We start from the raw sequence: 23,924 nt of genomic DNA on the forward strand, positions 1-23,924 counted from the left end.
AGGGAGGGCCATGGTAGCGCATCCCGGTGGCAAGACAAGCCATAGGGTTTGCGGTATACAGACTGCCATGATCGTTTGATCCACGGATTTCATTTTCTGGAGCTGCCAATGTCGCTACGACCGCTCGTTTTGCTCAGTCTTTTCGCCCTGCTGGTGGCCTGCGGCAGCGACAAGCCCAAACCGCAACCGCCAACACCGGGACCTGCACCACAACAGGCGCAAAAAAAAGCCCGCGAGGCCGCTGATCTTGGTCCGCTGCCGGCCTATCAACGGGAACTGAGCGGCACCCTGCAAGGCGTGCCGGCCGGGGCCGAAGTCGAACTGGCGCTGCTGGTGATCGATGAAAAGTCGCGCCCGCAACAACTGCTCGCCAGTTCCAGCCTGATCGGCAACAACCAGATTCTGCCGTTTCGCCTGCGCTTCAATCCGGAGTCATTTCCGGCCGGCGCACGGGTTGAGCTGCGCGGTCGTGCCACGCAGTCGGGCCAGTTGATCCTGCACCTGCCGTCGCAAACCATTACCCAGCCGACCACCCAGGCGCTGGGCCAGCTGCAATTTGTCAAAGCACCATGACCGTACCGCTCGACCTGCAACAGGCGTTGGGTGAATTGCTCGGTGATGCGCGGCTCAAGGCCTGTGCTTTACCGGGCACCGATTTGCAGCTGTGGCTGATCGACGGCGACAACATGGATCGTGAATTCAGCCCGGACGAAACCCGGCGCATCCTTCACGAGCCGCCCTATTGGAGTTTCTGCTGGGCCAGCGGTCTGGCGGTGGCGCGTTATCTCGCGGAGTTCCCCGAGTGGGTGCGCGGCAAGCGGGTGCTGGATTTCGGCGCCGGCTCCGGCATCGCCGCGATTGCTGCGGTCAAGGCCGGGGCTTTGGAGGTGGTGGCCTGTGATCTGGATCCGCTGGCGATTGCTGCGTGCCGGGCCAACGCTGAACTCAATGATGTGCAGATGAGTTATTCGACGGACTTCTTTACCGAGGCCGATCGCTTCGATCTGATCCTGGTGGCGGATGTGCTCTACGACCGTGAGAACCTGCCGCTGCTCGACGCGTTTCTCAGCCGTGGCCGCGAGGCGCTGGTGGCGGATTCGCGGGTTCGGGATTTTCGCCATCCGTTGTATGAGCGAATCGAAATGCTTGAGGCGATGACCTTGCCGGATCTGGCGGAGCCGGAAGAATTTCGGCATGTGAGCCTGTACCACGCGCGGCGGAGCTAAAAAGCTTCGTCGGATCGCCGCCCGGAGCAAGCCCGCTCCCACATTTGGATTGCGTTCCCCCTGTGGGAGCGAGCTTGCTCGCGAAGGCGTCCTATCAGGCAACACATCTCTAAACCTGCCCCCGCTTCCGGCCACACCCCGCCAAGCCGTATAGTTGCCCCATCCACGCTTTTACGAGATCCCCCATGAGTCAGCAAACGCCGTACATCTTCGACGCCACGACTGCCGATTTCGACCAGTCGGTGATCGAAGCCTCCTTCAACAAACCGGTGCTGGTGGATTTCTGGGCCGAGTGGTGTGCGCCGTGCAAGGCGTTGATGCCGATGCTGCAAGGCATTGCCGAGAGCTATCAGGGTGAACTGCTGCTGGCCAAGGTCAACTGCGACATCGAGCAGGACATCGTCGCCCGCTTCGGTATCCGCAGCCTGCCGACTGTGGTGCTGTTCAAGGACGGTCAACCGGTGGACGGTTTTGCCGGTGCGCAACCGGAATCCGCAGTGCGCGCGTTGCTTGAGCCGCATGTGCAAATGCCGCCGCCGGCCGCCGCCGATCCGTTCGAACAGGCGCAGGCGCTGTTCGATGAAGGGCGTTTCGCTGACGCGGAAGCGGCGCTGGTGGTCATGCTCACCGAAGACAACAGCAACGCCAAGGCGCTGATCCTCTACGCCCGCTGCCTGACCGAACGCGGCGAACTGGGCGAGGCACAAACCGTGCTCGACGCGGTCAAGAGCGATGAGCACAAGGCTGCACTGGCCGGGGCCAAGGCGCAGATCAAGTTCCTGGGACTTGCCCGTGATCTGCCGGATGCTGCCGACCTCAAGGCGCGTCTGGCCAAAGATCCACAAGACGACGAAGCGGTGTATCACCTGGCGATCCAGCAACTGGCGCGTCAGCAATACGAGGCGGCGCTGGAGGCGTTGCTCAAGCTGTTCATCCGTAACCGTAGCTACGGCGAAGGGTTGCCGCACAAGACGTTGCTGCAGGTGTTTGAGTTGCTGGGCAACGATCATCCTCTGGTGACCGCTTACCGCCGTAAAGTATTCGCTGCGCTTTATTAAGATCAAAAGATCGCAGCCGTCGGCAGCTCCTACATTCGATCGTGTTCACCCGTATTTGCGGATGAACGCTGACCTGTAGGAGCTGCCGCAGGCTGCGATCTTTTGCGGCTCACTCGACCCAGCTGTAGAGCGGCGTATCGCCGCCGCTCGCCACTTTCACCTGTGAACTGTGGCGCAAGCGCACCAGCAGGCGTTTGCCTGCGGCCGCGCTGCCGGTCAATCCCTCAAGCTGCTCCAGAAGATCCGGCCCGCTGAGCTGCCCGGCTTTGCGCAGCAGATCCTGCGCGACCTGCCACAACGCATCGTCCTGGTTCAGTGGCTTCACTGCCGGCGTGCTCAATGCCGCTTCAGGCTGATCACCCTGCGGCTGCGCGCCAAGGGCTGCGCCGAGCTTCACCCAATCGCTGTCATCCAGCTCCACCGTCAAATCCACCGGCGTCGCGCCGACGGTTCCGCGTATCCGCAACATCTGCTTCGCTCCTGCACATTTCTGACCTGCATGCTCCCACGGGACTTGTGCAACGCCAAGCGCACGGGCAAACTCTGCGGACTTTCGTTATAAGATTACATAACAAACTCTTCACTTTACTTTCCGGAGACCGCCATGCGTCGTCTGCTGCTCGCTTTGCCGTTTGCCCTGTTGCCGCTGGCCATCGCCCATGCCGCCGATGAGCACGATCATGACCATGAGCACGGCAGCCTCGGCGCCCACGAACATGGCGTCGGCCGACTGAACGCCGCACTCGACGGCCAGACCCTGGAACTGGAACTGGAAAGCCCGGCGATGAACCTGGTGGGCTTCGAACACGCCGCCACCAGCGACGCCGACAAGGCCAAAGTCGTGGCCGCGCGCACCAAACTGGAAAACCCGCTGGCGCTGTTCAGCCTGCCAGCCGCCGCCGGTTGCAAGGTCACCAGCCAGGAACTGGAAAGCCCGCTGTTCGGCGACAAACCGGCTGCCGACGAGCATGACGATGATGACCACGACGAAGATGCCAAGGGTGGTGAAGCGCATCACCACGATCACAGCGAAATCCACGCTCACTATCAGTTCAGTTGCGCGGCCCCGGGTGCTCTGAAGACGCTGGATCTGGCGAACATCTTCAATACCTTCCCGGCCACTCAGAAAATTCAGGTACAACTGATCGGCCCGAGCGGCCAGCAGGGTACGGAAGTGACCGCCAAGGCGGCGTCCCTGAAATTCTGATCACACCGAAAATCCCCTGTGGGAGCGGGATTGCTCGCGAATGCGGTGGGTCAGTCAACATGGATTTGGCTGATCCACCGTATTCGCGAGCAAGCCCGCTCCCACAGGGTTAAGTGTTCACTCCTTGAAACTGGTGCCATGACCCAAGCACTCATCGAACTGTCCGACCTGGGCTTCAACTGGCCAGGTCACCCGCCGCTGCTGGACATCCCGGCGTTTCGCCTGGAACCGGGTGAAACCCTGTTCCTCAAGGGCCCCAGCGGCAGCGGCAAGACCACCCTGCTCGGCCTGCTGGGCGGGGTGCAGAAGCCCGGTCGCGGCAGCATTCGTCTACTCGGCCAGGAGCTGACCGAACTCGGTGCCGGCGCCCGCGACCGCTTTCGCGTCGATCACACCGGCTACATCTTCCAGCAGTTCAACCTGCTGCCGTTTCTTTCGGTACGCGAGAACGTCGAGTTGCCGTGCCACTTCTCCAGATTGCGTGCCGAGCGGGCGAAACAGCGTCACGGCAGCGTCGATCAGGCCGCCGCCACCCTGCTCGCCCACTTGGGCCTGAAAGATGAAAGCATCCTCGGTCGTCGCGCCGATTCGCTGTCGATCGGTCAGCAGCAACGGGTCGCCGCCGCTCGTGCCTTGATCGGCCAACCGGAACTGGTGATCGCCGACGAACCGACCTCGGCGCTGGATTACGACGCCCGGGAAAACTTCATTCGCCTGCTGTTCGCCGAATGCCGCGAAGCCGGCTCGAGCCTGTTGTTCGTCAGCCACGACCAGAGCCTGGCGCCGCTGTTCGACCGTCACCTGTCCCTGGCCGAGCTCAATCGCGCCGCCACGTCTGCCGAGGTCTGAGATGTATCTGTTTCGTCTGGCCATGGCCAGCCTGGCCAACCGCCGCTTTACCGCCCTGCTCACCGCGTTCGCCATTGCCCTGTCGGTGTGCCTGTTGCTCGCCGTCGAGCGCGTACGCACCGAGGCCAAGGCCAGTTTCGCCAGCACCATCAGCGGCACCGACCTGATCGTCGGCGCCCGCTCCGGTTCGGTGAACCTGCTGCTGTACTCGGTGTTCCGCATCGGCAACGCCACCAACAACATCCGTTGGGACAGCTTCGAACACTTCGCCAGCAACCCGAAAGTGAAATGGGCAATCCCGATGTCCCTCGGCGACTCGCATCGCGGCTACCGAGTGATGGGCACCACTGAAGCGTATTTCGAGCATTACCAGTACGGGCGCCAGCAGCATCTGCAACTGGCTGACGGCCGGGCGTTTGCCACCGACCCGTTCGAAGTGGTGCTCGGCGCCGAAGTGGCCGAAGCGCTGCATTACAAGCTCGGCGACCAACTGGTGCTGGCCCACGGCGTGGCGGCGATCAGTCTGGTCAAGCATGACGACAAGCCGTTCACCGTGGTCGGCATTCTCAAGCGCACGGGTACCCCGGTGGATCGCACGTTGCACATCAGCCTCGGCGGCATGGAGGCGATCCACATCGACTGGCACAACGGGGTGCCGGCCCGGGGCAACGGCCGGATCACCGCAGATCAGGCACGCAACATGGACCTGACGCCACAGGCGATCACTGCGTTCATGCTCGGCCTCAACAGCAAGATTTCCACCTTCGCCCTGCAACGCGAGATCAACGAATACCGTGGTGAGCCGATGCTGGCGATCCTGCCGGGCGTGGCCTTGCAGGAGTTGTGGAGCCTGATGAGCACCGCTGAAAAGGCGCTGTTCGTGGTCTCGCTGTTCGTGGTGCTGACCGGGTTGATCGGCATGCTCACGGCGATTCTCACCAGCCTCAACGAGCGTCGCCGCGAGATGGCGATTCTGCGTTCGGTCGGTGCCCGGCCTTGGCACATCGCAAGCCTGCTGGTGCTGGAAGCCTTTGCCCTGGCGCTGACCGGCGTAATCGCAGGACTGGCCTTGCTGTACATCAGCATCGCTGCCGCGCAGGGCTATGTGCAGGCCAATTACGGTTTGTATCTGCCGCTGGCGTGGCCGAGCGAGTATGAATGGACGCTGCTCGGTGGCATTCTGGCGGCCGCGCTGCTGATGGGCAGCGTGCCGGCCTGGCGCGCGTATCGCCAATCCCTGGCCGATGGCCTGTCGATCCGTTTATGAGGATGTTCACCATGCCCCGCGCCGTGCTTGCGCTGCTGTTGCTGGTCGCCCTGCCTGTGTGGGCAGCGGCGCCGAAAGACCTGACCTGGTCGGAGATGATCCCGCCGGACGCCGCGCCGGAAGTGCCGAACATGACGCCGTTGCACGACATGTCGAAGATGAGTGATGCGCTGTCCGCCGAGTCGGCGCCGGCGGCGAAACAGGACATGCCCAACGCGCCGGTGGTGCAGAGTCTCGACGGGCAGAACATCCGCCTGCCGGGCTACATCGTGCCGCTGGAGGTCAACGAAGAAGGACGCACCACCGACTTCCTGCTGGTGCCGTACTTCGGCGCCTGCATCCACGTGCCGCCACCGCCGTCGAACCAGATCGTGCATGTGAAAAGCGAGCTGGGCGTGAAGCTCGACGAACTGTATCAGCCGTACTGGGTCGAGGGACCGTTGCAGGTCAAGGCGTCCACCAGCGAACTGGCCGATGCCGGGTATCAGATGGCGGCGGACAAGATTTATGTGTATGAGCTGCCGGAGTGAATCCCGGTAGTTTTTGTATTGTTTGATCCGGCCTCTTCGCGAGCAAGCCCGCTCCCACAGGTGACCGCGTTCCAAAGTGGGAGCGGGCTTGCTCGCGAAGGGGCCGGCCAAGGTTCCACAAAAAACCGCGGCATCACTGTTTCATTGAGCTGAGTCAAAAGACCGTATCAGTTGGCTTCATACCATAGGACATCAGAAACTTTTAACGTCCTTTTGGAGCCCCCATGAACAAGTCCTTGCTCAGCGCCTCGCTGTTTGCCCTCGCGCTCGCAGCCCCGCTCGCCCACGCTCACGAAGCCGGCGACATCATCGTTCGCGCCGGTGCGATCACCGTCAACCCGAAGGCCGACAGCTCCAATGTCAAGGTCGATCAGGGTCCGTTGAGCGGCACCAACCTGGGCGGCAAGGCGACCATGAGCAGCGACACCCAACTGGGTCTGAACTTCGCCTACATGCTGACCAACAACATCGGTATCGAGTTGCTGGCCGCCTCGCCGTTCGAGCATGACGTGAAAATCAAAGGCACTGCGCTGCCAGCCGCCAACGGCAAACTCGGCACCCTGAAACACCTGCCGCCCACCCTCAGCGTCGTGTACTACCCGCTGGATGCGAAATCGCCATTCCAGCCGTACATCGGCGGCGGCATCAACTACACCTGGATCTACGACGAGCACGTCGGCAGCGAAGCCCAGTCCAATGGCTTCAGCAACTTCAAGGCGAAAAACTCCTGGGGCCTGGCCTGGCAGGTCGGCGCCGACTACATGCTGACCGACAACATCATGCTCAACGCCCAGGTGCGCTACATCGACATCGATACTCGAGCCACCGTCGAGAACAACGCGGTGGCACCGGGCACCCGTGCCAAGGTCAATGTTGATGTCGATCCGTTTGTGTACATGGTGGGTCTGGGCTACAAGTTCTAAGGCAGATTCAACCAGGAACGTTCACGTGGTGGTGAATGAGGCTTTGGGTGAGCAGGCTTAGAACTGACGACGATCACTTCGTGATCGATCGGGGATAAATCCCCTCGCCACAGGATTAGCGACAAATTCCGGCCGTGAAAAAGGCGCCTGTAAAAAGGCGCCTTTTTCATGTCTGCGATAAACCTACTTGCCGAGCAACCGCGCCAGCCCCACACGCATCGGCGTCGGCTCTGGCAGCTTGAAGCGTTGCAGCAAACGCGCGTTATTCGCCCGCGAGTGACGGATGTCGCCGGAGCGCGCCGGGCCGTAGCTGACCGGGGGCAGTTCGCCGACCACTTCCTGCAGCGCTTGCAGCATCTGCTTGAGGTTCATCGCCTGATTCCAGCCGACGTTCATCGCCCCCACTTCCACTTCAGGCTTGTCGATTGCCTGCACCAGCACGTCGACCAGATCCTCGACATAGAGGAAATCACGGGTCTGCTCGCCATCGCCGAACACGGTGATCGGCAGGCCTTTCTGTGCCCGCTCGCTGAAAATGCTGATGACCCCGGAGTACGGCGAGGACGGATCCTGGCGTGGGCCGAAGATGTTGAAGAAGCGGAAGATCACCGGCTCCAGGCCATGCTGGCGACGGTAGAAATCGAAGTAATGCTCGCCGGCCAGTTTGTCCGAGGCATACGGGGTCAGCGGGGCTTTTGGCGTGTCTTCGTCGATCGACTCGCCTTCACCGTTGTTGCCGTACACCGCTGCGCTCGAGGCGTAGAGCACGCGCTTGACCCCGGCCTGGCGCATGGCTTCGCAGACATTCAGGGTGCCGATGAAATTGCTCTGGTGCGTCTTCACCGGATCGTCCACCGACGCCTGCACCGAGGCCACCGCCGCCAGATGCGCGACGGCGCTGCAGCCTTGCATGGCCTGCGCGACCAGCGCGGCATCGGCGACGTTACCGACGATCAGTTCGACCTGTGGATTATCCAGCGGCAGGTTGCTGCGTTTGCCGGTCGACAGATCATCGAGAATCCGCACCGAGTGGCCGGTGGCGAGCAACGCGTCAGTCAGGTGCGAGCCGATGAAACCGGCGCCGCCGGTGATTAAAACAGGGCCTTCAGCCATGACGATAAAACCTATCCAGTAAAGCCGGGAGCGCGGCGCGCCAGGCGCGGGGCTTGATCCCGAAAGTGTGCAGAATTTTCTTGCAGGCGAGCACCGCGTGCTGCGGCTCCTCGGCGGCGTCCGGCCGCGCGGCGTGGGCCTGAGCGGTCGGTGCTTCGATTGCCAGCGGATGCAGGCTGCGCGCCTCGGTCAGAATCGCCTGCCCGAGCGCCAGCGGCGTGGTCGCTTCGTGGCCGGCGTAATGGTAAGTGCCCCACAGCGGCGCCGCGCAATCGAGTTGCTTGAGCACCGAAATGATCACCCGTGCCGCGTCATCCACCGGAGTCGGATTGCCCCGGCGGTCATCGGCCATGAGCAATTCGTCCGGTTGTTCGGCGCGGGCGAGGAAGCGCCCGAGGGTGCCTTCAGGACTGTCATCGAGCAGCCAGCCGAAGCGCAGCAACACGTGTTGCGGGCAAGTGGCGCGAACACTTTGCTCGATGCGCCACAGCGCCTGGCCGCGCAGGCCCAACGGCACCGGCTCGTCCTTTTCGCTGTAGGCAGTCGCCCGCGAACCGTCGAACACCCGATAGCTGGAAGGCTGCACGAGGATGATGTTGTGGTGCTGGCACAGCTCGGCCAGTCGCTCGATGGCGCGTTCCTGACCGGCCAGACGGCTTTCGCTGACGGTATCGGCCTGGAACCAGTCGAAATAGTAGGCGAGGTTGATCAACGCATCCGGACGGGTATCGTCGAGCAGTTGCGTCAGGCTCGCGGCATCCCAGCCGTCTTCTGGCGGGCGGGGGGCGAGGAAACCGATGTCTTCTTCCGCACCGAGGCGAATCAGCGCCTGCCCAAGGGCATTTCCGCCGCCCAGTAACATAAGGCGCATTCGCATAGAGTCAGCAGGCCCAGTCTGATTGGAACGATGGCTTTAGCGACGGTGCTGGTGACACCGTCATCGATAATTGCCGGAATCGTTGCATTTTGCGGGTTTAGTGCGCAACCGTCACCCGTAAAGTGTAGATCCCTGGCATTTGTGGCGTTGCAGCAGGCCTCTTCGCGAGCAAGCCCGCTCCCACAGTTGACCGCATTCCCCTGTGGGAGCGGGCTTGCTCGCGAAGAGGCACGGCCAAACGCTGAAGATCCCAGCGGTACTTGCATCTTGCCGCCCCCACCCGCATAACTTGAGCCATGAATCTGCCCATCCCCAAGGACGCGGCCCTGGCAGGCTTTCACCCCGCCGTCAGCGCCTGGTTCAGCAGCACTTTCCCGACGGTCACCGCCGCCCAGGCCCGCGCATGGCCGTTGATCCGCCAGCGCCGCTCGACGCTGATCGCCGCGCCCACCGGCTCCGGTAAAACCCTTACCGCGTTTCTCGCCGTGCTCGACGACCTCGTCCACCGGGGTCTGGAAAACCCCGCAGGCCTGCCCGACGCAACCCTCGTCGTCTACGTATCGCCGCTCAAGGCGTTGTCCAACGACATCCGCATCAACCTGCAGAACCCGCTGGCGGGAATCACCGAACAATTACGCCAGATGGGCCTGCCCGAACTGCAAATCACCACCGCTGTGCGCACCGGCGACACCCCGCAAAAAGACCGCGCCGCCATGCGCAAGCGCGCGCCGCACATTCTGGTGACCACTCCGGAATCGCTGTACGTGCTGCTTGGCTCCGAGTCCGGACGCAAAATGCTCGGCAGCACACGCACGGTGATCATCGACGAGATCCACGCCATCGCTGCTGGCAAACGCGGCAGTCATCTGGCGCTGAGCCTCGAACGCCTGCAGGCGCTGTGCGCAGAACCACTGACCCGCATCGGCTTGTCCGCCACGCAAAAACCGATCGACGCCGTGGCGCAGTTTCTGGTCGGCACCGATCACCCCTGCGAAATCATCGACATCGGCCACGCCCGGCCACGGGATCTGGGCATCGAGGTGCCGCCGGTGCCGTTGTCGGCAGTGATGGCTAACGACGTCTGGGAGCTGGTTTATGACCGGCTCGCCGAACTGGCCCGCGAACACCGAACCACGCTGATTTTCGTCAATACCCGGCGCTTGGCCGAACGCCTTAGCCGCCACCTCAGCGAGCGCCTCGGCAAGCACGCAGTCGCCGCGCACCACGGCAGTCTGGCCAAGGAATTCCGCCTCGACGCCGAACAGCGACTCAAGCGCGGCGAGCTGCAAGTGCTGATCGCCACTGCGTCGCTGGAGTTGGGCATCGATATCGGCGAAGTCGATCTGGTCTGCCAAATATCCTCGCCGCGTTCGATTGCCGGGTTTCTGCAAAGGGTCGGGCGCTCCGGGCACCAGGTCGGCGGCACACCCAAGGGCCGCTTGTTCGCCACCACCCGCGACGACCTGATCGAGTGCGCCGCCCTGCTCGACTGCGTGCGCCGTGGCGAACTCGACACCCTGCACATCCCACAAGCGCCGCTGGATGTGCTGGCGCAGCAGATCATCGCCGAAGTCAGTTGCCGGGAATGGGCGGAAGACGCGCTGCTGGCGCTGTTCCGCAAAGCCTCGCCCTACCGCGATCTCGACGAAAAACACTATCAGGCGCTGCTGACGATGCTCGCCGAAGGCTACAACGGTCGTCAGGGCATTCGCAGCGCCTATCTGCATCGCGACGCGGTCAGCCGCACTCTGCGTGGCCGTCGTGGCGCGCGACTGACCGCCGTGACCAGTGGCGGCACCATCCCCGACAACGCCGACTACAGCGTGTTGCTGGAACCGCAGGGCCTGAGCATCGGCAGTGTCAACGAAGACTTTGCCGTGGAAAGTATCGCGGGCGACATATTCCAGCTCGGCAACACCTCCTACCGAATCCTGCGGGTTGAAACCGGCAAGGTGCGGGTCGAGGATGCTCAGGGCCAGCCGCCGACCATTCCGTTCTGGCTCGGCGAAGCCCCGGGGCGCAGCGATGAATTGTCTGCGGCGGTGGCGCGGCTGCAAGCGACTCTCGACCTGTTGCTCGGCGCCAGCCCCGGCGATCTGCAACCGGCGCTCGACTGGCTGACCGCAACCCTCGGCCTGAACCGCGCCAGCGCCGAACAGCTGGTGGACTATCTCGCCCGCGCTCGCCTGACCCTCGGCGCCCTGCCCTCGCAGGACACGCTGCTGATGGAGCGTTTTTTCGACGAATCCGGCGGCACCCAGTTGATCATCCATTCACCGTTCGGCAGCCGCATCAACCGCGCTTGGGGCCTGGCCTTGCGCAAGCGTTTCTGCCGCACCTTCAACTTCGAGTTGCAGGCTGCCGCTAGCGAGGATGCGATCGTGTTGTCGCTGTCCACCAGTCACAGTTTCGAACTGGACGATGTCTGGCGGTACCTGCACAGCAACAGCGCCGAACACATCCTGATTCAGGCAATTCTCGACGCGCCGTTGTTCGGTGTGCGCTGGCGCTGGAATGCCGGGGTGGCGTTGGCGCTGCCGCGTTTTACCGGCGGGCGCAAAGTTGCGCCGCAATTGCAGCGGATGAAAAGCGAGGACCTGATTGCCAGCGTGTTCCCCGACCAGATCGCATGCCTGGAAAACCTCGCCGGCGAACGGGAGGTTCCCGAACATCCGCTGGTGGAACAGACCCTCGACGATTGCCTGCACGAGGCCATGGACAGCGACGGCTGGCTCAATCTGCTGCGGCGCATGGAGCGCGGCGAGGTGCGGTTAATCAGCCGCGATCTGCCGGCGCCGTCACCGCTGGCGGCAGAAATTCTCAGCGCGCGGCCGTACAGCTTTCTCGACGATGCGCCGTTGGAAGAACGCCGCACCCAAGCGGTGATCAACCGGCGCTGGAGCGATCCGCAGTCCACTGATGATCTCGGTGCGCTGGACGCAGACGCCATTAACGCGGTGCGTGAAGAAGCGTGGCCGACGCCGGCCAACGTCGATGAAATGCACGAGGCGCTGATGAGCCTGGCCTGCATCAGCGACCTTGAAGTTCAGGCTGGCGAACACTGGCGCGAATGGCTTGACGCGCTGACTGCGAGCGGTCGCGCCTGCCGCTTGGCCGTTCCGCCAGTAACGGCAAAAGAAAAGCTTCGCGAGCAGGCTCGCTCCCACATTCAACCGGGTTCCGCCAGTTGGAACACTGTCAACTGTGGGAGCGAGGCTGCTCGCGAAGACGGCCTCACCGTCACTACACATCCACAGCCTGGCTCGTTGTGGCTGGCGCGAGAACGCCTGACCTGCCTGTTGGCGCTTTATCCACGGGCCACGCTGCAACCGCAGCAAGAGGCCTTGCCCGGTTTCAACGAACCTTGGACGTTAGAGGAAGCGCTGGTCGAAGTGCTCCGCGCGCGACTGGGCGCATTTGGCCCGCTGCCGTTAGCCGCCATTGCCGAACCACTCGCGTTGCCGATACCGCAGGTCAATCAGGCCCTCGCGCAACTGGAGCGCGAAGGCTACGTGCTGCGCGGTAAATTCACCCCGGGCGCGACGGTTGAGGAATGGTGCGAACGGCATCTGCTGGCGCGCATTCATCGCTACACGGTCAAGCGTTTGCGCCGGGAAATCGAGCCGGTGGCTCTGCAGGATTTCATGCGTTTTCTGTTCGACTGGCAGCATCTATCCTCCGCTACGCGCGCTCAGGGCAGCGCGGTGCTGCCGGCGATTGTCGGCCAGTTCGAAGGTTACCCGGCAGCGGCCTCCGCGTGGGACAGCGACATTCTCCCGGCGCGCCTGAAAGACTACTCGCCGAGCTGGCTGGATGAGCTGTGCCGCAACGGCAAACTGGTGTGGACGCGCCTCAGTGCCCGACAGAAAGTCAGCGGCACGGCGTTGCGCAGTACGCCGATTGTGCTGCTGCCGCGCAGTCAGGTCGGGTTGTGGAGTGGATTGGCCGAGCAAACGCCGGTCAGCGAACTGTCAGCGAAAACGCAAAAGGTCTACGAGGCGCTGAGTCAGCACGGCGCGCTGTTTTTCGATGAACTGATCCATGAAGCGCACCTATTGCGCACCGAGCTGGAAATCGCCTTGCAGGAACTGGTCGGTGCCGGCCTGGTGAACGCCGACAGCTTCGCCGGTTTGCGCGCCCTGATTACCCCGGCGAGCAAGCGCCAGCAACGCAGCAGTCGACGCGGGCGCGGGGCGTTTGTCGGTGGCATGGACGATGCCGGGCGCTGGGCGTTGTTGCGCCGAGGGCCGCTCGTGGAGAACAGCCAGAGCGCTTCGCCGGAAACCCTCGAACATGTCGCCATGACGTTGCTGCGCCGCTACGGTGTGGTGTTCTGGCGTCTGCTGGAGCGCGAGGCGGATTGGCTGCCGAGCTGGCGCGAATTGCTGCGCACGTTTCATCGGCTGGAGGCCCGTGGCGAGATTCGCGGCGGGCGCTTTGTCAGTGGTCTGGCGGGGGAACAGTTTGCCTTGCCGGAGGCGATTCCATTGCTGCGCGAAGTACGACGGCGGGCGCATGACGGCAGTTTGATCGCGGTGTGCGGGGTGGATCCGTTGAATCTGGCGGGGACTTTGCTGCCAGGAGCGAAGGTGCCAGCTTTGGTGAGTAATCGGTTAGTGTATCGGGATGGCTTGCCGGTGGCAGCCGAGATTGCCGGCAAGCAGGTTTTCTGGACAGAGCTGGATCAGGTGGCCATGGAACAGGTGCGCAGCAAGCTGATCCGGCATTGATGTCGACAGTTCCGGCCCTTTCGCGAGCAAGCTCGCTCCCACAGGGGATCTGCGTCGTTCACAAATCCAATGTGGGAGCGGGCTTGCCCGCGAAGAGGCCGGCAATCCCAGCACAAAATCCGGCGGTCAGGTACTCGACCGTTGTGGCGCCTCGCTCGCCACCAGCCCCCCCTCACCCTGCCGCTTGGGCAACAAAACCTGCTGTGGATAAGTCTGCGCGAAATGCACCTCGGGACTGTTATCCACAAGCTTTTTCAAACGCTGGTTGAACGCCCGGCTCACCGCATACTGCCCACCCGACACAGTACGGAACTGCGCCGTCAGCACCACGCCGTTCAGGTCCATCCGGTCCACCCCGAACACATCCAGCGGCCCTTGCAGGTTGTACTTGAGGAACGGGTCTTCACGGATCGAATCACCAGTCTCGCGGATCAGCTCGATGGCCTTGTCGACGTCGGTGTCGTAGGTGAACTGCACCGAGAAAAATGCATAGGCGAACTGCCGTGATTGATTGGTCACTGCCTTGATCTGGCCGAACGGCACCGAGTGCACAAACCCCTTGCCGTCACGCAGGCGCAGGGTGCGGATGGTCAGGCCTTCGACGGTGCCGGCGTGCCCGGAGTCGAGCACCACCCAGTCGCCGATCGACAGGGTGTCCTCGATGATGATGAACAGCCCGGTAATCACGTCCTGCACCAGTTGCTGCGAACCGAAACCGATCGCCAGACCGACCACCCCGGCACCGGCCAACAGTGGCGCAACGTTGATGCCGAGGTTGGCCATGGTGGTGATCGCGCAGATCACCACGAGGATGATTTTGATCGCATTGCGCAGCAGCGGCAGGATGGTTTTCACCCGGGTGCTGGGCTGGCGCGACGAGCGTTTGCTCACCGGTGGTTTCAACGCTTCCTGAATCGCCGTGTCGAGCACCACCCACAACAGCCAGGTGACGAGGAAGATCAGGCCGATGCTGCTCAACGCGTTGCTGATCGCGCGGCCGATCGTGCTGCTCTGGGCGAAATCGAGCAGTGAAACGCCCCAGATCCGCCCGAGAATATCGATGAAGGCAATCGCAATAACGATCCGCAGCAGCGCGTGCAACAGGCTGAGAAAGCGCTCCTTGTAGGCGCTGCTGCGCTGGATCGCTTCGGCTTTGCGCGACTTGAACAGGTGCTGGAGGATGGTGCTGAGGAACACCGTGCCGATCAGCAGCACCGTGGTGAACAGCGCACAGCGCAGGGCCTTCTGATTGTCTTCGCCGATGCCGATCAGATTCACCGCCGAAACCAGCACCATCAGCACGATGGGCCAGTACCAGAGCCCGGAAAAAATCCGCAGCGACTCCTGTAACGAAGGCTGTTTAAGACGTTGCGCCAGTGGCCGATTACGGATCAGGTGCGCCACCGGCCGGCGCAGGCGAATCACCAGCAGACCGAAGATGATCGAGGCTATCAACCCAGTGAACACCGCGACGCTGCTGGTGATATTGCCGCCCAACTGACGGGCGATCTGTGGGCTGGTCAACGCATCACTGAGGGCGGCGAGAAAGCCGATCAGGAACAGCGGTTTCGGGCAGTAGTCGCGAATGATCCGCGCGGCCGGCCGTTTGTGCCCGACGTTGAACATCACCACCACGCACAACAACATCGAGGTGGAGAAAATCCCGCTGCTGGTGGCATACGCCAGACACAACGCCAGCGCCCGACCCACCGAGGCTTGCAGAAAGTGGCTGACGTACAGCGTCAGCGGCAGGCAGATCAGCGCCGGCACGGTGTACGGCAGCAGGTAACCCGCCAGATCCTGACTGCGCTGGCGGGTGCGCAGCCAACGACCCTGACTCAGCCGCTTGGCCAGCAGGCTGCCGAGCACCGTAAGCAACGCGAAGGCGCCAAGCCACACGCCGGACAGAGTCAGGAAATCCCCGGCGACGCTCCAGCCGGATCGGTTGGACGGCTGGTTAACCAGCTTGTCGACCTCGTCCGCCGCGCGATCGGCACGCAGGCGCCAGGCGTCGACCAGATGCTCGTTGAGATCGAGTTTGTCCTGCACGTCGTCGATGCTCGAACTGATCGCGCCGAGCAGACCGCCCTGCACAATCGGCTCGGGTTTGGCCGGTTCTTCAGCAGCGGCCGGAACCCCCGGCAGCGTGGCGGCTTCGAGTTCGCTGGCGCCGAGAAACAGCAGCGCTCCCAGCAAAATGGCGATCCTGAACTTGATCAAAACTCCGATCCCTCTTGGCTGAACCTGTAAGGAACTGATCGGTAATTGTCTGGCAAGTTCAAGAGCACCCTCACCCCAGCCCTCTCCCCGAGGGAGAGGGAGCCGACCGAGTTGTGCTCTCGAGCTACATCGACCTGAAATATCCAGCCGAACTCAATATTGAGTGCAACCGAGATCCGCTCCCTTCCCCCTCACCCCCTTGGGGGAGAGGGGGCCGACCGAATTGAGCTCTCGAGCTACATCGACCTGAAATATCCAGCCGAACTCAATATTGAGTGCAACCGAGATCAGCTCCCTTCCCCCTCGCCCCTTTGGGGGAGAGGGTTGGGGTGAGGGGGGAGCGCTTTTGACCTTTGCGTCCAAGGCAAATATCAAATGCCCAACCCTGTATTTTTCCGCACAACCCAAACCCCGACACTGCGCTCCATTCAAACCTCTACCGGAGTGCTGTCATGCCCATTGCCTTGCTCGCGCTGACCCTCAGCGCATTCGCCATCGGGACGACCGAGTTCGTCATCGTCGGCCTGTTACCCACCATTGGCGCCGATCTCGGCGTCAGCCTGCCGTCCGCCGGGCTGCTAGTCAGTCTTTATGCGTTGGGCGTTGCCATTGGCGCGCCGGTGCTGACCGCCCTCACCGGCAAAGTCCCGCGCAAACTGTTGCTGCTGTCGCTGATGGTGTTGTTCACCCTCGGCAACCTGCTGGCCTGGCTGGCGCCGGGTTATGAATCGCTGGTGCTGGCGCGGATCGTCACGGGTCTGGCCCACGGGGTGTTCTTCTCCATCGGCTCGACCATCGCCACCAGCCTGGTGCCCAAGGAAAAGGCTGCCAGCGCGATTGCGATCATGTTCACCGGCCTCACTGTGGCGTTGGTCACCGGCGTACCGCTGGGCACATTCATCGGCCAGCATTTCGGCTGGCGCGAAACCTTCCTCGCCGTCTCGGCGCTGGGTGTGATCGCCTTCATCGGCAGCCTGCTGTATGTGCCGAACAACATCGCCCACAGCAAACCAGCGTCCTTGCTGCAGCAACTGCAAGTGCTGAAACAACCGCGTCTGCTGCTGGTGTACGCCATGACCGCGATCGGTTACGGCGGCTCGTTCATCGCCTTCACCTTCCTCGCGCCGATCCTGCAGGACCTCTCCGGCTTCAGCGCCAGCACCGTCAGCCTGGTGTTGCTGGTGTACGGCGTGTCGGTGGCGGTCGGCAATATCTGGGGCGGCAAACTGGCAGACAAACGCGGGCCGATCAGCGCCCTGAAAATCATCTTCGCCCTGCTCGCGGCCGTGTTGTTCGTGCTGACCTTCACCGCCGCCAATCCATGGCTGGCGTTGGCGACAGTGCTGGTGTGGGGCGCGGTGGCGTTTGGCAACGTGCCGGGGTTGCAGGTGTATGTGGTGCGTCAGGCTGAACATCACACACCGCAGGCAGTGGACGTGGCATCGGGGCTGAACATTGCTGCGTTCAACCTCGGGATTGCCGGTGGGGCGTGGGGCGGCGGGTTGATCGTCGAACATCTGGGCCTGATTCACACGGCGTGGATCGGTGGGTTGGTGGTGTTGCTGGCGCTGGCGCTGACCGCGTGGAGCGGGCGACTGGATCGCCTCGGTCCGGCCTATGCCGAACCGGCTCAAGGCCGAGTATTCACGGGCCACTGAGTAACCCTGTGGGAGGGGGCTTGCTCCCGAAGTCGGTGTATCAGTCGCCATTGATGTTGACTGAACGACCGCCTTCGGGACCAAGCCCCCTCCCACATTAGCTTTGTGTTGCTCTCAGGGATGTACCGTCCGTAACGCCACCGAAACTTTCCCGAACCGCCCGCAGTCATCAACAGACACAGGCTGTACGAGGACTGACAACGGGAGGGCGGCATGGCAACGATTCACATCGGTATTTCCGGCTGGCGCTACGTTCCGTGGCGAGGGGATTTCTACCCGAAAGGACTGACGCAGAAGCGCGAATTGCAGTTCGCTTCGCGGGCGGTCAACAGCATCGAAATCAATGGATCGTTCTACGCCCTGCAACGGCCCGAACGTTATGCCCGGTGGTACAGCGAAACGCCCGACGACTTCGTGTTCAGCGTCAAGGCGCCGCGTTTCATCACCCACGTCCGGCGCTTGCGCGAGATCGAAAAACCGCTGGCGAATTTCTTCGCCTCCGGGGTGCTGGAACTCAAGGAAAAGCTCGGGCCGATCCTCTGGCAGTTTCCACCGAACTTCAAATTCGATCCTGAGCGCTTCGAACACTTCCTCTCATTGTTGCCCCACGATACCGAAGCCGCTGCCGCCCTCGCCCGCCAACACGATTCACATCTTCACGGCCACGCCAGCCTCAAAGCCTGGCGCAAAAAACCGCTGCGCCATGCCGTGGAAGTGCGCAATGACACGTTCATCGACCCCGACTTCGTGCGCTTGTTGAAACGCTACAACACCGCTCTGGTGATCGCCGACACCGCCGGCAAATGGCCGTACCGCGAAGACCTCACCAGCGATTTCGTCTACCTGCGCCTGCACGGTGCCGAAGAGCTGTACGCCAGCGGTTACACCGACGCCGCGTTGAACAAATGGGCTGAACGCATCGACGCCTGGCATCACGGCCGGCAACCCGGCGATGCGCATCTGATCGCGCCGCGCCTCAAGCCGCGGGCGCGTACATCCCGCGAAGTGTTCTGCTATTTCGACAACGACATCAAAGTCCGCGCGCCCTACGACGCGCGCAGTTTGCTCCACCGATTCGAGCTGGATAAAACGCTCGCCACCACCCCCGGTGAACCGGCTGCCGAAGGGGTGCTGGCATGAGTATTCCAGAGCCGGTCGGGTTCACCGACGAGCAGACCAGCGTTGAAGTGTCGGTGCGTCGTTTCACCGTGCTGACGGTCAACACACACAAGGGTTTCACTGCGCTCAACCGACGTTTCATCCTCCCGGAGTTGCGCGAAGCGGTGCGCAGCGTGGCCGCCGACGTGGTGTTTTTGCAGGAAGTCCACGGCACCCACGAGCATCATCCCAAGCGCTACAGCAACTGGCCGACGATGCCGCAATACGAGTTCCTCGCCGACAGTCTGTGGCCGCAGTTCGCCTACGGGCGCAACGCGGTGTACCCGGAGGGCGATCACGGCAATGCGTTGCTGTCGAAATTCCAGATCATCCGCCACGACAACCTCGACGTCTCGATCAGCGGCCACGAGAACCGCGGGCTGCTGCATTGCGTGCTGCGCCTGCCCGGCGATGGCGTCGAAGTGCATGCGATCTGCGTGCATCTGGGTCTGCGCGAAAGTCATCGCAATGCGCAATTGAAATTGCTCGGCGAGCGTCTGGCGGAACTGCCGGATGATGCGCCGGTGATCGTCGCCGGTGACTTCAATGACTGGCGCCAGCGCGCCGACGCGCTGCTCGAACCCTGCGGTCTGCGCGAGGTGTTCGCCGAGCATCACGGCAAACCGGCGCGCAGCTTTCCGGCGCGGCTGCCGACGCTGCGGCTCGATCGTATTTATGTACGCAACCTCAAGGCCAGCCAGCCGAAAGTCCTGGCCAACCGGCCCTGGTCACACCTTTCCGACCACGTCCCTTTATCGGTGGAGATCGAACTATGAGCAGCGCACCGCTGGAGAAATCCGCCGTGGAACCGATCAGCATCAACCCGCCGGTGCGCGAGCCCGGGCATGTCGATGTCGAGTACGGCTGGCAGGGCAATAACCGCGTCGAGTTGCTGGAAAACGGCGAGGAATATTTCCCACGGGTGTTCGACGCCATGCGTGCGGCGAAGAGTGAAATTCTGCTGGAGACCTTCATCGTTTTCGAAGACAAGGTCGGCGCAGAGTTGCAGCAGATCCTGATCGACGCCGCCCGGCGTGGCGTGCGCACCACTGTCAGCCTCGACGGTTTTGGTTGCGGCGAGTTGACCACCGGTTATCTCGCGGCACTGAGCGAAGCGGGCGTGCATCTGCAAATGTTTGACCCGGCGCCCAAGCACCTGGGCATTCGCACCAACTGGTTCCGCCGCCTGCACCGCAAGATTGTGGTGGTCGACGGACTGATCGCGTTCATTGGCGGGATCAACTTTTCCGGCGATCACCTGGCCGATTTCGGCCCCGAGGCGAAACAGGATTATGCGGTGCAGATTCAAGGGCCAGCGGTCGCTGACATCCATCATTTCGCCCTGCTGCAAAGTGGTCGTCCGGGACGCGCACGGTTCTGGTGGCAACGCCGGCGTCAGCGCCGGGCGGACATGGCTTTCAACGATCACGACGGTCAGGTACGTCTGGTGTTTCGCGACAACGATCAGCATCACACCGACATCGAAGATGTGTACTTGCACGCATTGCGCCGGGCCAAACGCCGGGTGGTGATCGCCAACGCCTATTTCTTCCCCGGCTACCGCCTGCTGCGCGAGATCCGCAACGCCGCGCGCCGTGGCGTCGAGGTGCGGCTGATCCTGCAAGGTCAACCGGACATGCTGGTGGCCAAACTCGCGGCACGCATGACCTACGACTACCTGCTCAAGGCCGGCGTGCAGATCCACGAATATTGCCAGCGCCCGCTGCACGGCAAAGTCGCGTTGGTGGATGAGGAATGGAGCACCGTCGGCTCGAGCAATCTCGACCCGCTGAGCCTGTCGCTGAACCTGGAAGCCAACGTGCTGATCCGCGATCGCGCGTTCAATCAGCATTTGTTTCAGCGCCTCGAAGACCTGAGCCAGAACCACTGCAAGGCGATGGACGCCAGCATGTCCCCGCGAGGACGGATCTGGCACATGACCGTGGGGTTTCTGGTATTTCACTTCCTGCGGCATTTCCCGTCGATGGCCGGTTGGTTGCCGGCGCACAAACCGCGGCTCAAGCCATTTCGGGGGCGCACGTCATGAGCCATTCCCACGCACAGTCTGCTCCCGCTACTCACTCTCGATGGAGTCGCTGGAAACGCCCACTGACGTTGCTGTTTTTCCTCGCATTGATCGTATTGCTGACGATGTTCGCCACCCGTATCGAATGGGCGGAAGTTCTGCAAACCCTGGCTGACTTCAAGGTGCGCACGCTGATCATCGCCGCCAGCCTGACTCTGCTGAGCTTTCTCACCTACGCCAGTTTCGACCTGATCGGCCGCACCTACATTCGCCAGGACCTGACCTGGAAACAGATCCTCCCGGTGGGGATCATCAGTTATGCGTTCAACCTCAATCTCAGCGCCTGGGTCGGCGGGATTGCCATGCGCTATCGGCTGTATTCGCGCCTGGGGGTGAGCAAAAGCAACATCGCCAAGATTCTCGGTCTGAGCCTGGCCACCAACTGGTTCGGTTATATGACGATTGCCGGCGTAGTGTTCAGCAGCGGCCTGGTGAGCATGCCGCCGGGCTGGAAAATCAGCAGCGCCGCGTTGCAGGGCATCGGCGTGCTGCTGTTGTTATTGAGTGCCGGTTACCTCGCCGCGTGCCAGTTCTCCAAGCGCCGCGAGTGGTCGATTCGCGGGGTGGAAATCAACCTGCCATCACTGCGCATGGCCGTCCTGCAATTGCTGCTCGGTGCATTGAACTGGTCGCTGATGGCGGCGGTGATTTTCACTCTGCTGCCGAGCAAACTGGATTATCCGTTGGTGCTCGGCGTGCTGTTGATCAGCGCGATTGCCGGAGTCATCACGCACATTCCGGCGGGGCTTGGAGTGTTGGAAGCGGTGTTTGTCGCGCTGCTGCAGCACGAAGCTTCGCGGGGCAGTCTGGTGGCGGGGTTGCTGGCGTATCGGGCGATTTATTTTCTGTTGCCGTTGTTGATTACGGTGGTGATGTATTTGCTGGTCGAGGCCAAGGCGAAGGCGTTGCGGATCGAAAAGAAACCTTCATGATTTTTTTGTTATGGCTGATGGCCCCTTCGCGAGCAAGCCCGCTCCCACAGGTAGAAAGCATTCCAAATGTGGGAGCGGGCTTGCTCGCGAAGGCGTCCGAAGAGCCACAACAAATCATGTGGACTGGATGATGCTCAACCGCTCACCCACCACCATCTCGGTAATCCAGTCCACCAGAATCGAAGTATAGGCCTGCTGCGAAACCGGCTCGCTCAAGGCATGGTCGGCGCCATCGATTATCCGGTGCGTCAGTGAATGCGTCTGCTGACAGGCGGCACGGTAGCTCATGATCGTCGCGTGGGGCACGTAGTCGTCGGTTTCCGATTCCACCAGCAGCACATCCCCGGTGAACTGTGAACAGGCGTGCAATGCACGGTTGCTGTCTGCACGGACCAACGTCGCCCGGTAGTCGCGCAGGTCGGCCTTGTCCAGTTCACGCTTGGGCGTGTGCCATTGCTCGTCGCGATACAGCGCCGGTACCCGCAGCGCCAGCCAGCGCACCGGACGCAACGAGGTGAGGATCGAAGCCAGGTAACCGCCATAACTGGTGCCAACCACCGCAATCGCCGAGGTGTCGAGCGCCGGATGCGCCAGCAGGCGGTCGTAAGCTGCGAGCAGGTCACGCAGGTTGTCTTCGCGCGTCACCCGCGTCAGCGGAATGCCGGTGCCACCGGTGTGGCCGCGCAGGTCGAAGGTCAGGCATACACAACCAAGCCCGGCGATGCCCTTGGCGCGTTCAAGATCACGCTCCTGGCTACCGCCCCAGCCGTGCACAAACAACACGCCGGGGACTTTCGATTTTGGACTGAGAAACGTCCCGCTCATCTGTTCATCATCAATGTCGATCTGAATGCTTTCGCTTCTAGCCGTCATAAGATTTGACCGTTACGTATTTGAGAAGGAAGTCGCTGTTCTCCGCTGGCCCGCGATAGATTTCGATGGCGTCCGCCGGCAGGCTTTGATCGCTATAGGTTTCTACGGTCGACACGCGGATCGCGGGCATCTGCGGATCATTGACGAAGCTTTGCAACGCGGCCAATTCAGCGCTGCTGGCACCGCCCATGCGCCAGGATTGTTCGAGCACCCCGCTACGGGGTTTGCCATTGCTGTCCAGGCCTTGGGCAATGTCGTAGTTGCGCCGCGAGGCGTAGAAATCTGGATAAGCCTCATCCGCCGCCCGGTCGAAAATCTGCGCCTGCTTGATGGCCAGTCGCACGTCATCCGGCAAGTCCAGCGCCAGCAGATCTTCGTAGCCGCCCTGCACTACTAACAGATTCGAACCACCATAGACGTCTTCGCCATAGGCATCCTTGGTCAAGTATTGATCACCGCAGTAGCTAAGCACTTTGTCGCCGATGAATGACTGGCCAACGCTGTGGGTGAAGACCTTGCTCAAGTCCTGTTCGAGCACCACGCCATCGCGAAACAACGCTTCCGCTTCTGCACGGGCCAGTACTTCATCGAACGCGTCGAGGCTGTTGATAACTTCCTGGCCACGACCGGCACAGGCGTGAATCGGCTTCAGGCGGATCGGTCCGCTGTACAGCAGATGCTCGGCAGCGGGTCGCGCATCTTCCACGGCAAACACCGTCAAGCCGTCGAGCACCACATCGCGCACGCGCTCGGAGAATTGCGGCGCCCAGCCTTGTGGCGCGTGAGCCAGATGACTGCGCAAGCCGTGGCTGATGGCTTTGGTGCAAATGAAATCGTGTTCGACGTACCCGCCCCACAAATCGCCGGGACCCCTGATCCCCAGATTACGCGCGCTGGCCGGGCCAACAATGGTCTGGGTCGGCAGCCAATACAAATCGCGACCGCGATGCTTCTGCGGGTCAAAACTTCCGCCGAAGCTGAGTCCGAGAATCTGCGCCAGCCAGCGGGCAAGTGCCTTGTTTGTCTGCACTTCATGTTGCGGCGCCCCGGCCCGAACCGAATGGGCGACGACCACTTTCCTGCTCGAGATCGGGGTCATGCGTCCCCCTTCAAGCCAATTGATGAATGTAATGAGAGAAGTGCAGAGATCAGGCCAATCGCCTGGCGCCGGGAATGCCCAATGATTCAATCGCTTGGAACAAGCATGGTGGCATCAG

20 protein-coding genes are annotated in these 23,924 nt (G+C 62.2%); 14 read left to right on the forward strand and 6 right to left on the reverse strand.

The features are described 5' to 3' along the window. Positions 1–108 precede the first annotated feature (108 nt). The 3 genes from J1G18_RS06510 to trxA all read left to right on the forward strand — a co-directional run bounded on the left by J1G18_RS06510 (position 109) and on the right by trxA (position 2,284). A complete protein-coding gene (locus tag J1G18_RS06510; protein WP_098965824.1) occupies positions 109–573 on the forward strand; it encodes a YbaY family lipoprotein in 465 nt (154 codons plus the stop codon). Continuing rightward, on the forward strand, positions 570–1,226 hold the full coding sequence (locus J1G18_RS06515; RefSeq protein WP_135296658.1) for a class I SAM-dependent methyltransferase: 657 nt from the start codon (positions 570–572) through the stop codon (positions 1,224–1,226). The genes J1G18_RS06510 and J1G18_RS06515 overlap by 4 nt, the downstream gene beginning before the upstream one ends. A 185-nt stretch (positions 1,227–1,411) precedes the next feature. After that, positions 1,412–2,284, forward strand: coding sequence for a thioredoxin (trxA, locus tag J1G18_RS06520; protein ID WP_134787435.1), 873 nt, complete (start codon positions 1,412–1,414; stop codon positions 2,282–2,284). 109 nt (positions 2,285–2,393) lie between these two features. Here the strand turns inward: trxA and J1G18_RS06525 are convergent, their stop codons facing one another. Further along, a complete protein-coding gene (locus J1G18_RS06525; RefSeq protein WP_115988796.1) occupies positions 2,394–2,753 on the reverse strand; it encodes a hypothetical protein in 360 nt (119 codons plus the stop codon). A gap of 135 nt (positions 2,754–2,888) precedes the next feature. Between J1G18_RS06525 and J1G18_RS06530 the strand changes: the two genes are divergently transcribed. The 5 genes from J1G18_RS06530 (at position 2,889) to J1G18_RS06550 (ending at position 7,060) form a co-directional block, all read left to right on the forward strand. Then, entirely contained in the window at positions 2,889–3,491 is a 603-nt protein-coding gene (locus J1G18_RS06530; RefSeq protein WP_223007262.1) for a DUF2796 domain-containing protein, read from the forward strand. A gap of 138 nt (positions 3,492–3,629) precedes the next feature. After that, positions 3,630–4,340 (forward strand): ABC transporter ATP-binding protein, encoded by a 711-nt coding sequence (locus J1G18_RS06535; protein WP_003228669.1) that lies wholly within the window; start codon positions 3,630–3,632, stop codon positions 4,338–4,340. Position 4,341: 1 nt separating this feature from the next. Then, the gene (locus J1G18_RS06540; protein ID WP_223007263.1) at positions 4,342–5,607 is read left to right on the forward strand and encodes an ABC transporter permease; all 1,266 of its coding nucleotides are present in this window, start codon (positions 4,342–4,344) and stop codon (positions 5,605–5,607) included. 11 nt (positions 5,608–5,618) lie between these two features. Next, complete coding sequence (locus tag J1G18_RS06545; protein ID WP_003228673.1) at positions 5,619–6,137, forward strand: DUF3299 domain-containing protein; 519 nt, start codon at positions 5,619–5,621, stop codon at positions 6,135–6,137. Positions 6,138–6,361: 224 nt separating this feature from the next. Next, positions 6,362–7,060 (forward strand): OmpW/AlkL family protein, encoded by a 699-nt coding sequence (locus tag J1G18_RS06550; RefSeq protein WP_027612943.1) that lies wholly within the window; start codon positions 6,362–6,364, stop codon positions 7,058–7,060. 183 nt (positions 7,061–7,243) lie between these two features. On the opposite strand, the gene J1G18_RS06555 is transcribed toward J1G18_RS06550, so the two are convergent. Together J1G18_RS06555 and J1G18_RS06560 are read right to left on the reverse strand one after the other, a co-directional pair. Further along, positions 7,244–8,173 carry an NAD-dependent epimerase/dehydratase family protein gene (locus J1G18_RS06555; RefSeq protein ID WP_098965834.1) on the reverse strand — a complete coding sequence of 310 codons (930 nt, stop codon included), beginning with the start codon at positions 8,171–8,173 and terminating at the stop codon, positions 7,244–7,246. Next, positions 8,166–9,050, reverse strand: a complete 885-nt coding sequence (locus tag J1G18_RS06560) for a sugar nucleotide-binding protein (protein ID WP_198759045.1) — start codon at positions 9,048–9,050, stop codon at positions 8,166–8,168. Before J1G18_RS06560 ends, J1G18_RS06555 begins: the two co-directional genes overlap by 8 nt. 296 nt (positions 9,051–9,346) lie before the next feature. Here J1G18_RS06560 and J1G18_RS06565 point away from each other — a divergent pair, with 296 nt between their 5' ends. Continuing rightward, complete coding sequence (locus J1G18_RS06565) at positions 9,347–13,780, forward strand: DEAD/DEAH box helicase (protein WP_223007264.1); 4,434 nt, start codon at positions 9,347–9,349, stop codon at positions 13,778–13,780. 126 nt (positions 13,781–13,906) lie between these two features. Here J1G18_RS06565 and J1G18_RS06570 read toward each other — a convergent pair whose 3' ends face one another. Beyond that, a complete protein-coding gene (locus J1G18_RS06570) occupies positions 13,907–16,000 on the reverse strand; it encodes a mechanosensitive ion channel family protein (RefSeq protein ID WP_223007265.1) in 2,094 nt (697 codons plus the stop codon). 452 nt (positions 16,001–16,452) lie between these two features. On the opposite strand from J1G18_RS06570, the gene J1G18_RS06575 reads away from it, so the two are divergent. The 5 genes from J1G18_RS06575 (at position 16,453) to J1G18_RS06595 (ending at position 21,834) form a co-directional block, all read left to right on the forward strand. Next, on the forward strand, positions 16,453–17,658 hold the full coding sequence (locus tag J1G18_RS06575; RefSeq protein WP_223007266.1) for an MFS transporter: 1,206 nt from the start codon (positions 16,453–16,455) through the stop codon (positions 17,656–17,658). 213 nt (positions 17,659–17,871) lie between these two features. After that, positions 17,872–18,798, forward strand: a complete 927-nt coding sequence (locus tag J1G18_RS06580) for a DUF72 domain-containing protein (protein WP_134787444.1) — start codon at positions 17,872–17,874, stop codon at positions 18,796–18,798. Continuing rightward, a complete protein-coding gene (locus J1G18_RS06585; RefSeq protein WP_223007267.1) occupies positions 18,795–19,592 on the forward strand; it encodes an endonuclease/exonuclease/phosphatase family protein in 798 nt (265 codons plus the stop codon). The genes J1G18_RS06580 and J1G18_RS06585 overlap by 4 nt, the downstream gene beginning before the upstream one ends. Then, on the forward strand, positions 19,589–20,863 hold the full coding sequence (gene clsB / locus J1G18_RS06590) for a cardiolipin synthase ClsB (RefSeq protein ID WP_027612951.1): 1,275 nt from the start codon (positions 19,589–19,591) through the stop codon (positions 20,861–20,863). Before J1G18_RS06585 ends, clsB begins: the two co-directional genes overlap by 4 nt. Beyond that, the gene (locus J1G18_RS06595; RefSeq protein WP_027612952.1) at positions 20,860–21,834 is read left to right on the forward strand and encodes a lysylphosphatidylglycerol synthase domain-containing protein; all 975 of its coding nucleotides are present in this window, start codon (positions 20,860–20,862) and stop codon (positions 21,832–21,834) included. Before clsB ends, J1G18_RS06595 begins: the two co-directional genes overlap by 4 nt. 114 nt (positions 21,835–21,948) lie before the next feature. Here the strand turns inward: J1G18_RS06595 and J1G18_RS06600 are convergent, their stop codons facing one another. Then, positions 21,949–22,707, reverse strand: coding sequence for an alpha/beta hydrolase family protein (locus J1G18_RS06600; RefSeq protein WP_027614239.1), 759 nt, complete (start codon positions 22,705–22,707; stop codon positions 21,949–21,951). Beyond that, positions 22,697–23,806, reverse strand: a complete 1,110-nt coding sequence (locus tag J1G18_RS06605; RefSeq protein WP_223007268.1) for a DUF3182 family protein — start codon at positions 23,804–23,806, stop codon at positions 22,697–22,699. Before J1G18_RS06605 ends, J1G18_RS06600 begins: the two co-directional genes overlap by 11 nt. Between the last annotated feature and the right edge of the window lie 118 nt (positions 23,807–23,924).

Source organism: Pseudomonas sp. MIS38 (assembly GCF_019891575.1).
GTDB lineage: Bacteria > Pseudomonadota > Gammaproteobacteria > Pseudomonadales > Pseudomonadaceae > Aquipseudomonas > Aquipseudomonas putida_A.

Excerpts from the sequence above, each read along its gene's own strand:
- J1G18_RS06510 (WP_098965824.1), top strand. The coding sequence starts at position 109 with ATGTCGCTACGACCGCTCGTTTTGCTCAGTCTTTTCGCCCTGCTGGTG.
- J1G18_RS06565 (WP_223007264.1), top strand. The coding sequence starts at position 9,347 with ATGAATCTGCCCATCCCCAAGGACGCGGCCCTGGCAGGCTTTCACCCC.
- trxA (WP_134787435.1), top strand. The coding sequence starts at position 1,412 with ATGAGTCAGCAAACGCCGTACATCTTCGACGCCACGACTGCCGATTTC.
- J1G18_RS06555 (WP_098965834.1), bottom strand. The coding sequence starts at position 8,173 with ATGGCTGAAGGCCCTGTTTTAATCACCGGCGGCGCCGGTTTCATCGGC.
- J1G18_RS06530 (WP_223007262.1), top strand. The coding sequence starts at position 2,889 with ATGCGTCGTCTGCTGCTCGCTTTGCCGTTTGCCCTGTTGCCGCTGGCC.
- J1G18_RS06540 (WP_223007263.1), top strand. The coding sequence starts at position 4,342 with ATGTATCTGTTTCGTCTGGCCATGGCCAGCCTGGCCAACCGCCGCTTT.
- J1G18_RS06575 (WP_223007266.1), top strand. The coding sequence starts at position 16,453 with ATGCCCATTGCCTTGCTCGCGCTGACCCTCAGCGCATTCGCCATCGGG.
- J1G18_RS06585 (WP_223007267.1), top strand. The coding sequence starts at position 18,795 with ATGAGTATTCCAGAGCCGGTCGGGTTCACCGACGAGCAGACCAGCGTT.
- clsB (WP_027612951.1), top strand. The coding sequence starts at position 19,589 with ATGAGCAGCGCACCGCTGGAGAAATCCGCCGTGGAACCGATCAGCATC.
- J1G18_RS06580 (WP_134787444.1), top strand. The coding sequence starts at position 17,872 with ATGGCAACGATTCACATCGGTATTTCCGGCTGGCGCTACGTTCCGTGG.
- J1G18_RS06535 (WP_003228669.1), top strand. The coding sequence starts at position 3,630 with ATGACCCAAGCACTCATCGAACTGTCCGACCTGGGCTTCAACTGGCCA.
- J1G18_RS06600 (WP_027614239.1), bottom strand. The coding sequence starts at position 22,707 with ATGACGGCTAGAAGCGAAAGCATTCAGATCGACATTGATGATGAACAG.
- J1G18_RS06605 (WP_223007268.1), bottom strand. The coding sequence starts at position 23,806 with ATGACCCCGATCTCGAGCAGGAAAGTGGTCGTCGCCCATTCGGTTCGG.
- J1G18_RS06515 (WP_135296658.1), top strand. The coding sequence starts at position 570 with ATGACCGTACCGCTCGACCTGCAACAGGCGTTGGGTGAATTGCTCGGT.
- J1G18_RS06550 (WP_027612943.1), top strand. The coding sequence starts at position 6,362 with ATGAACAAGTCCTTGCTCAGCGCCTCGCTGTTTGCCCTCGCGCTCGCA.
- J1G18_RS06595 (WP_027612952.1), top strand. The coding sequence starts at position 20,860 with ATGAGCCATTCCCACGCACAGTCTGCTCCCGCTACTCACTCTCGATGG.
- J1G18_RS06545 (WP_003228673.1), top strand. The coding sequence starts at position 5,619 with ATGCCCCGCGCCGTGCTTGCGCTGCTGTTGCTGGTCGCCCTGCCTGTG.
- J1G18_RS06525 (WP_115988796.1), bottom strand. The coding sequence starts at position 2,753 with ATGTTGCGGATACGCGGAACCGTCGGCGCGACGCCGGTGGATTTGACG.
- J1G18_RS06560 (WP_198759045.1), bottom strand. The coding sequence starts at position 9,050 with ATGCGAATGCGCCTTATGTTACTGGGCGGCGGAAATGCCCTTGGGCAG.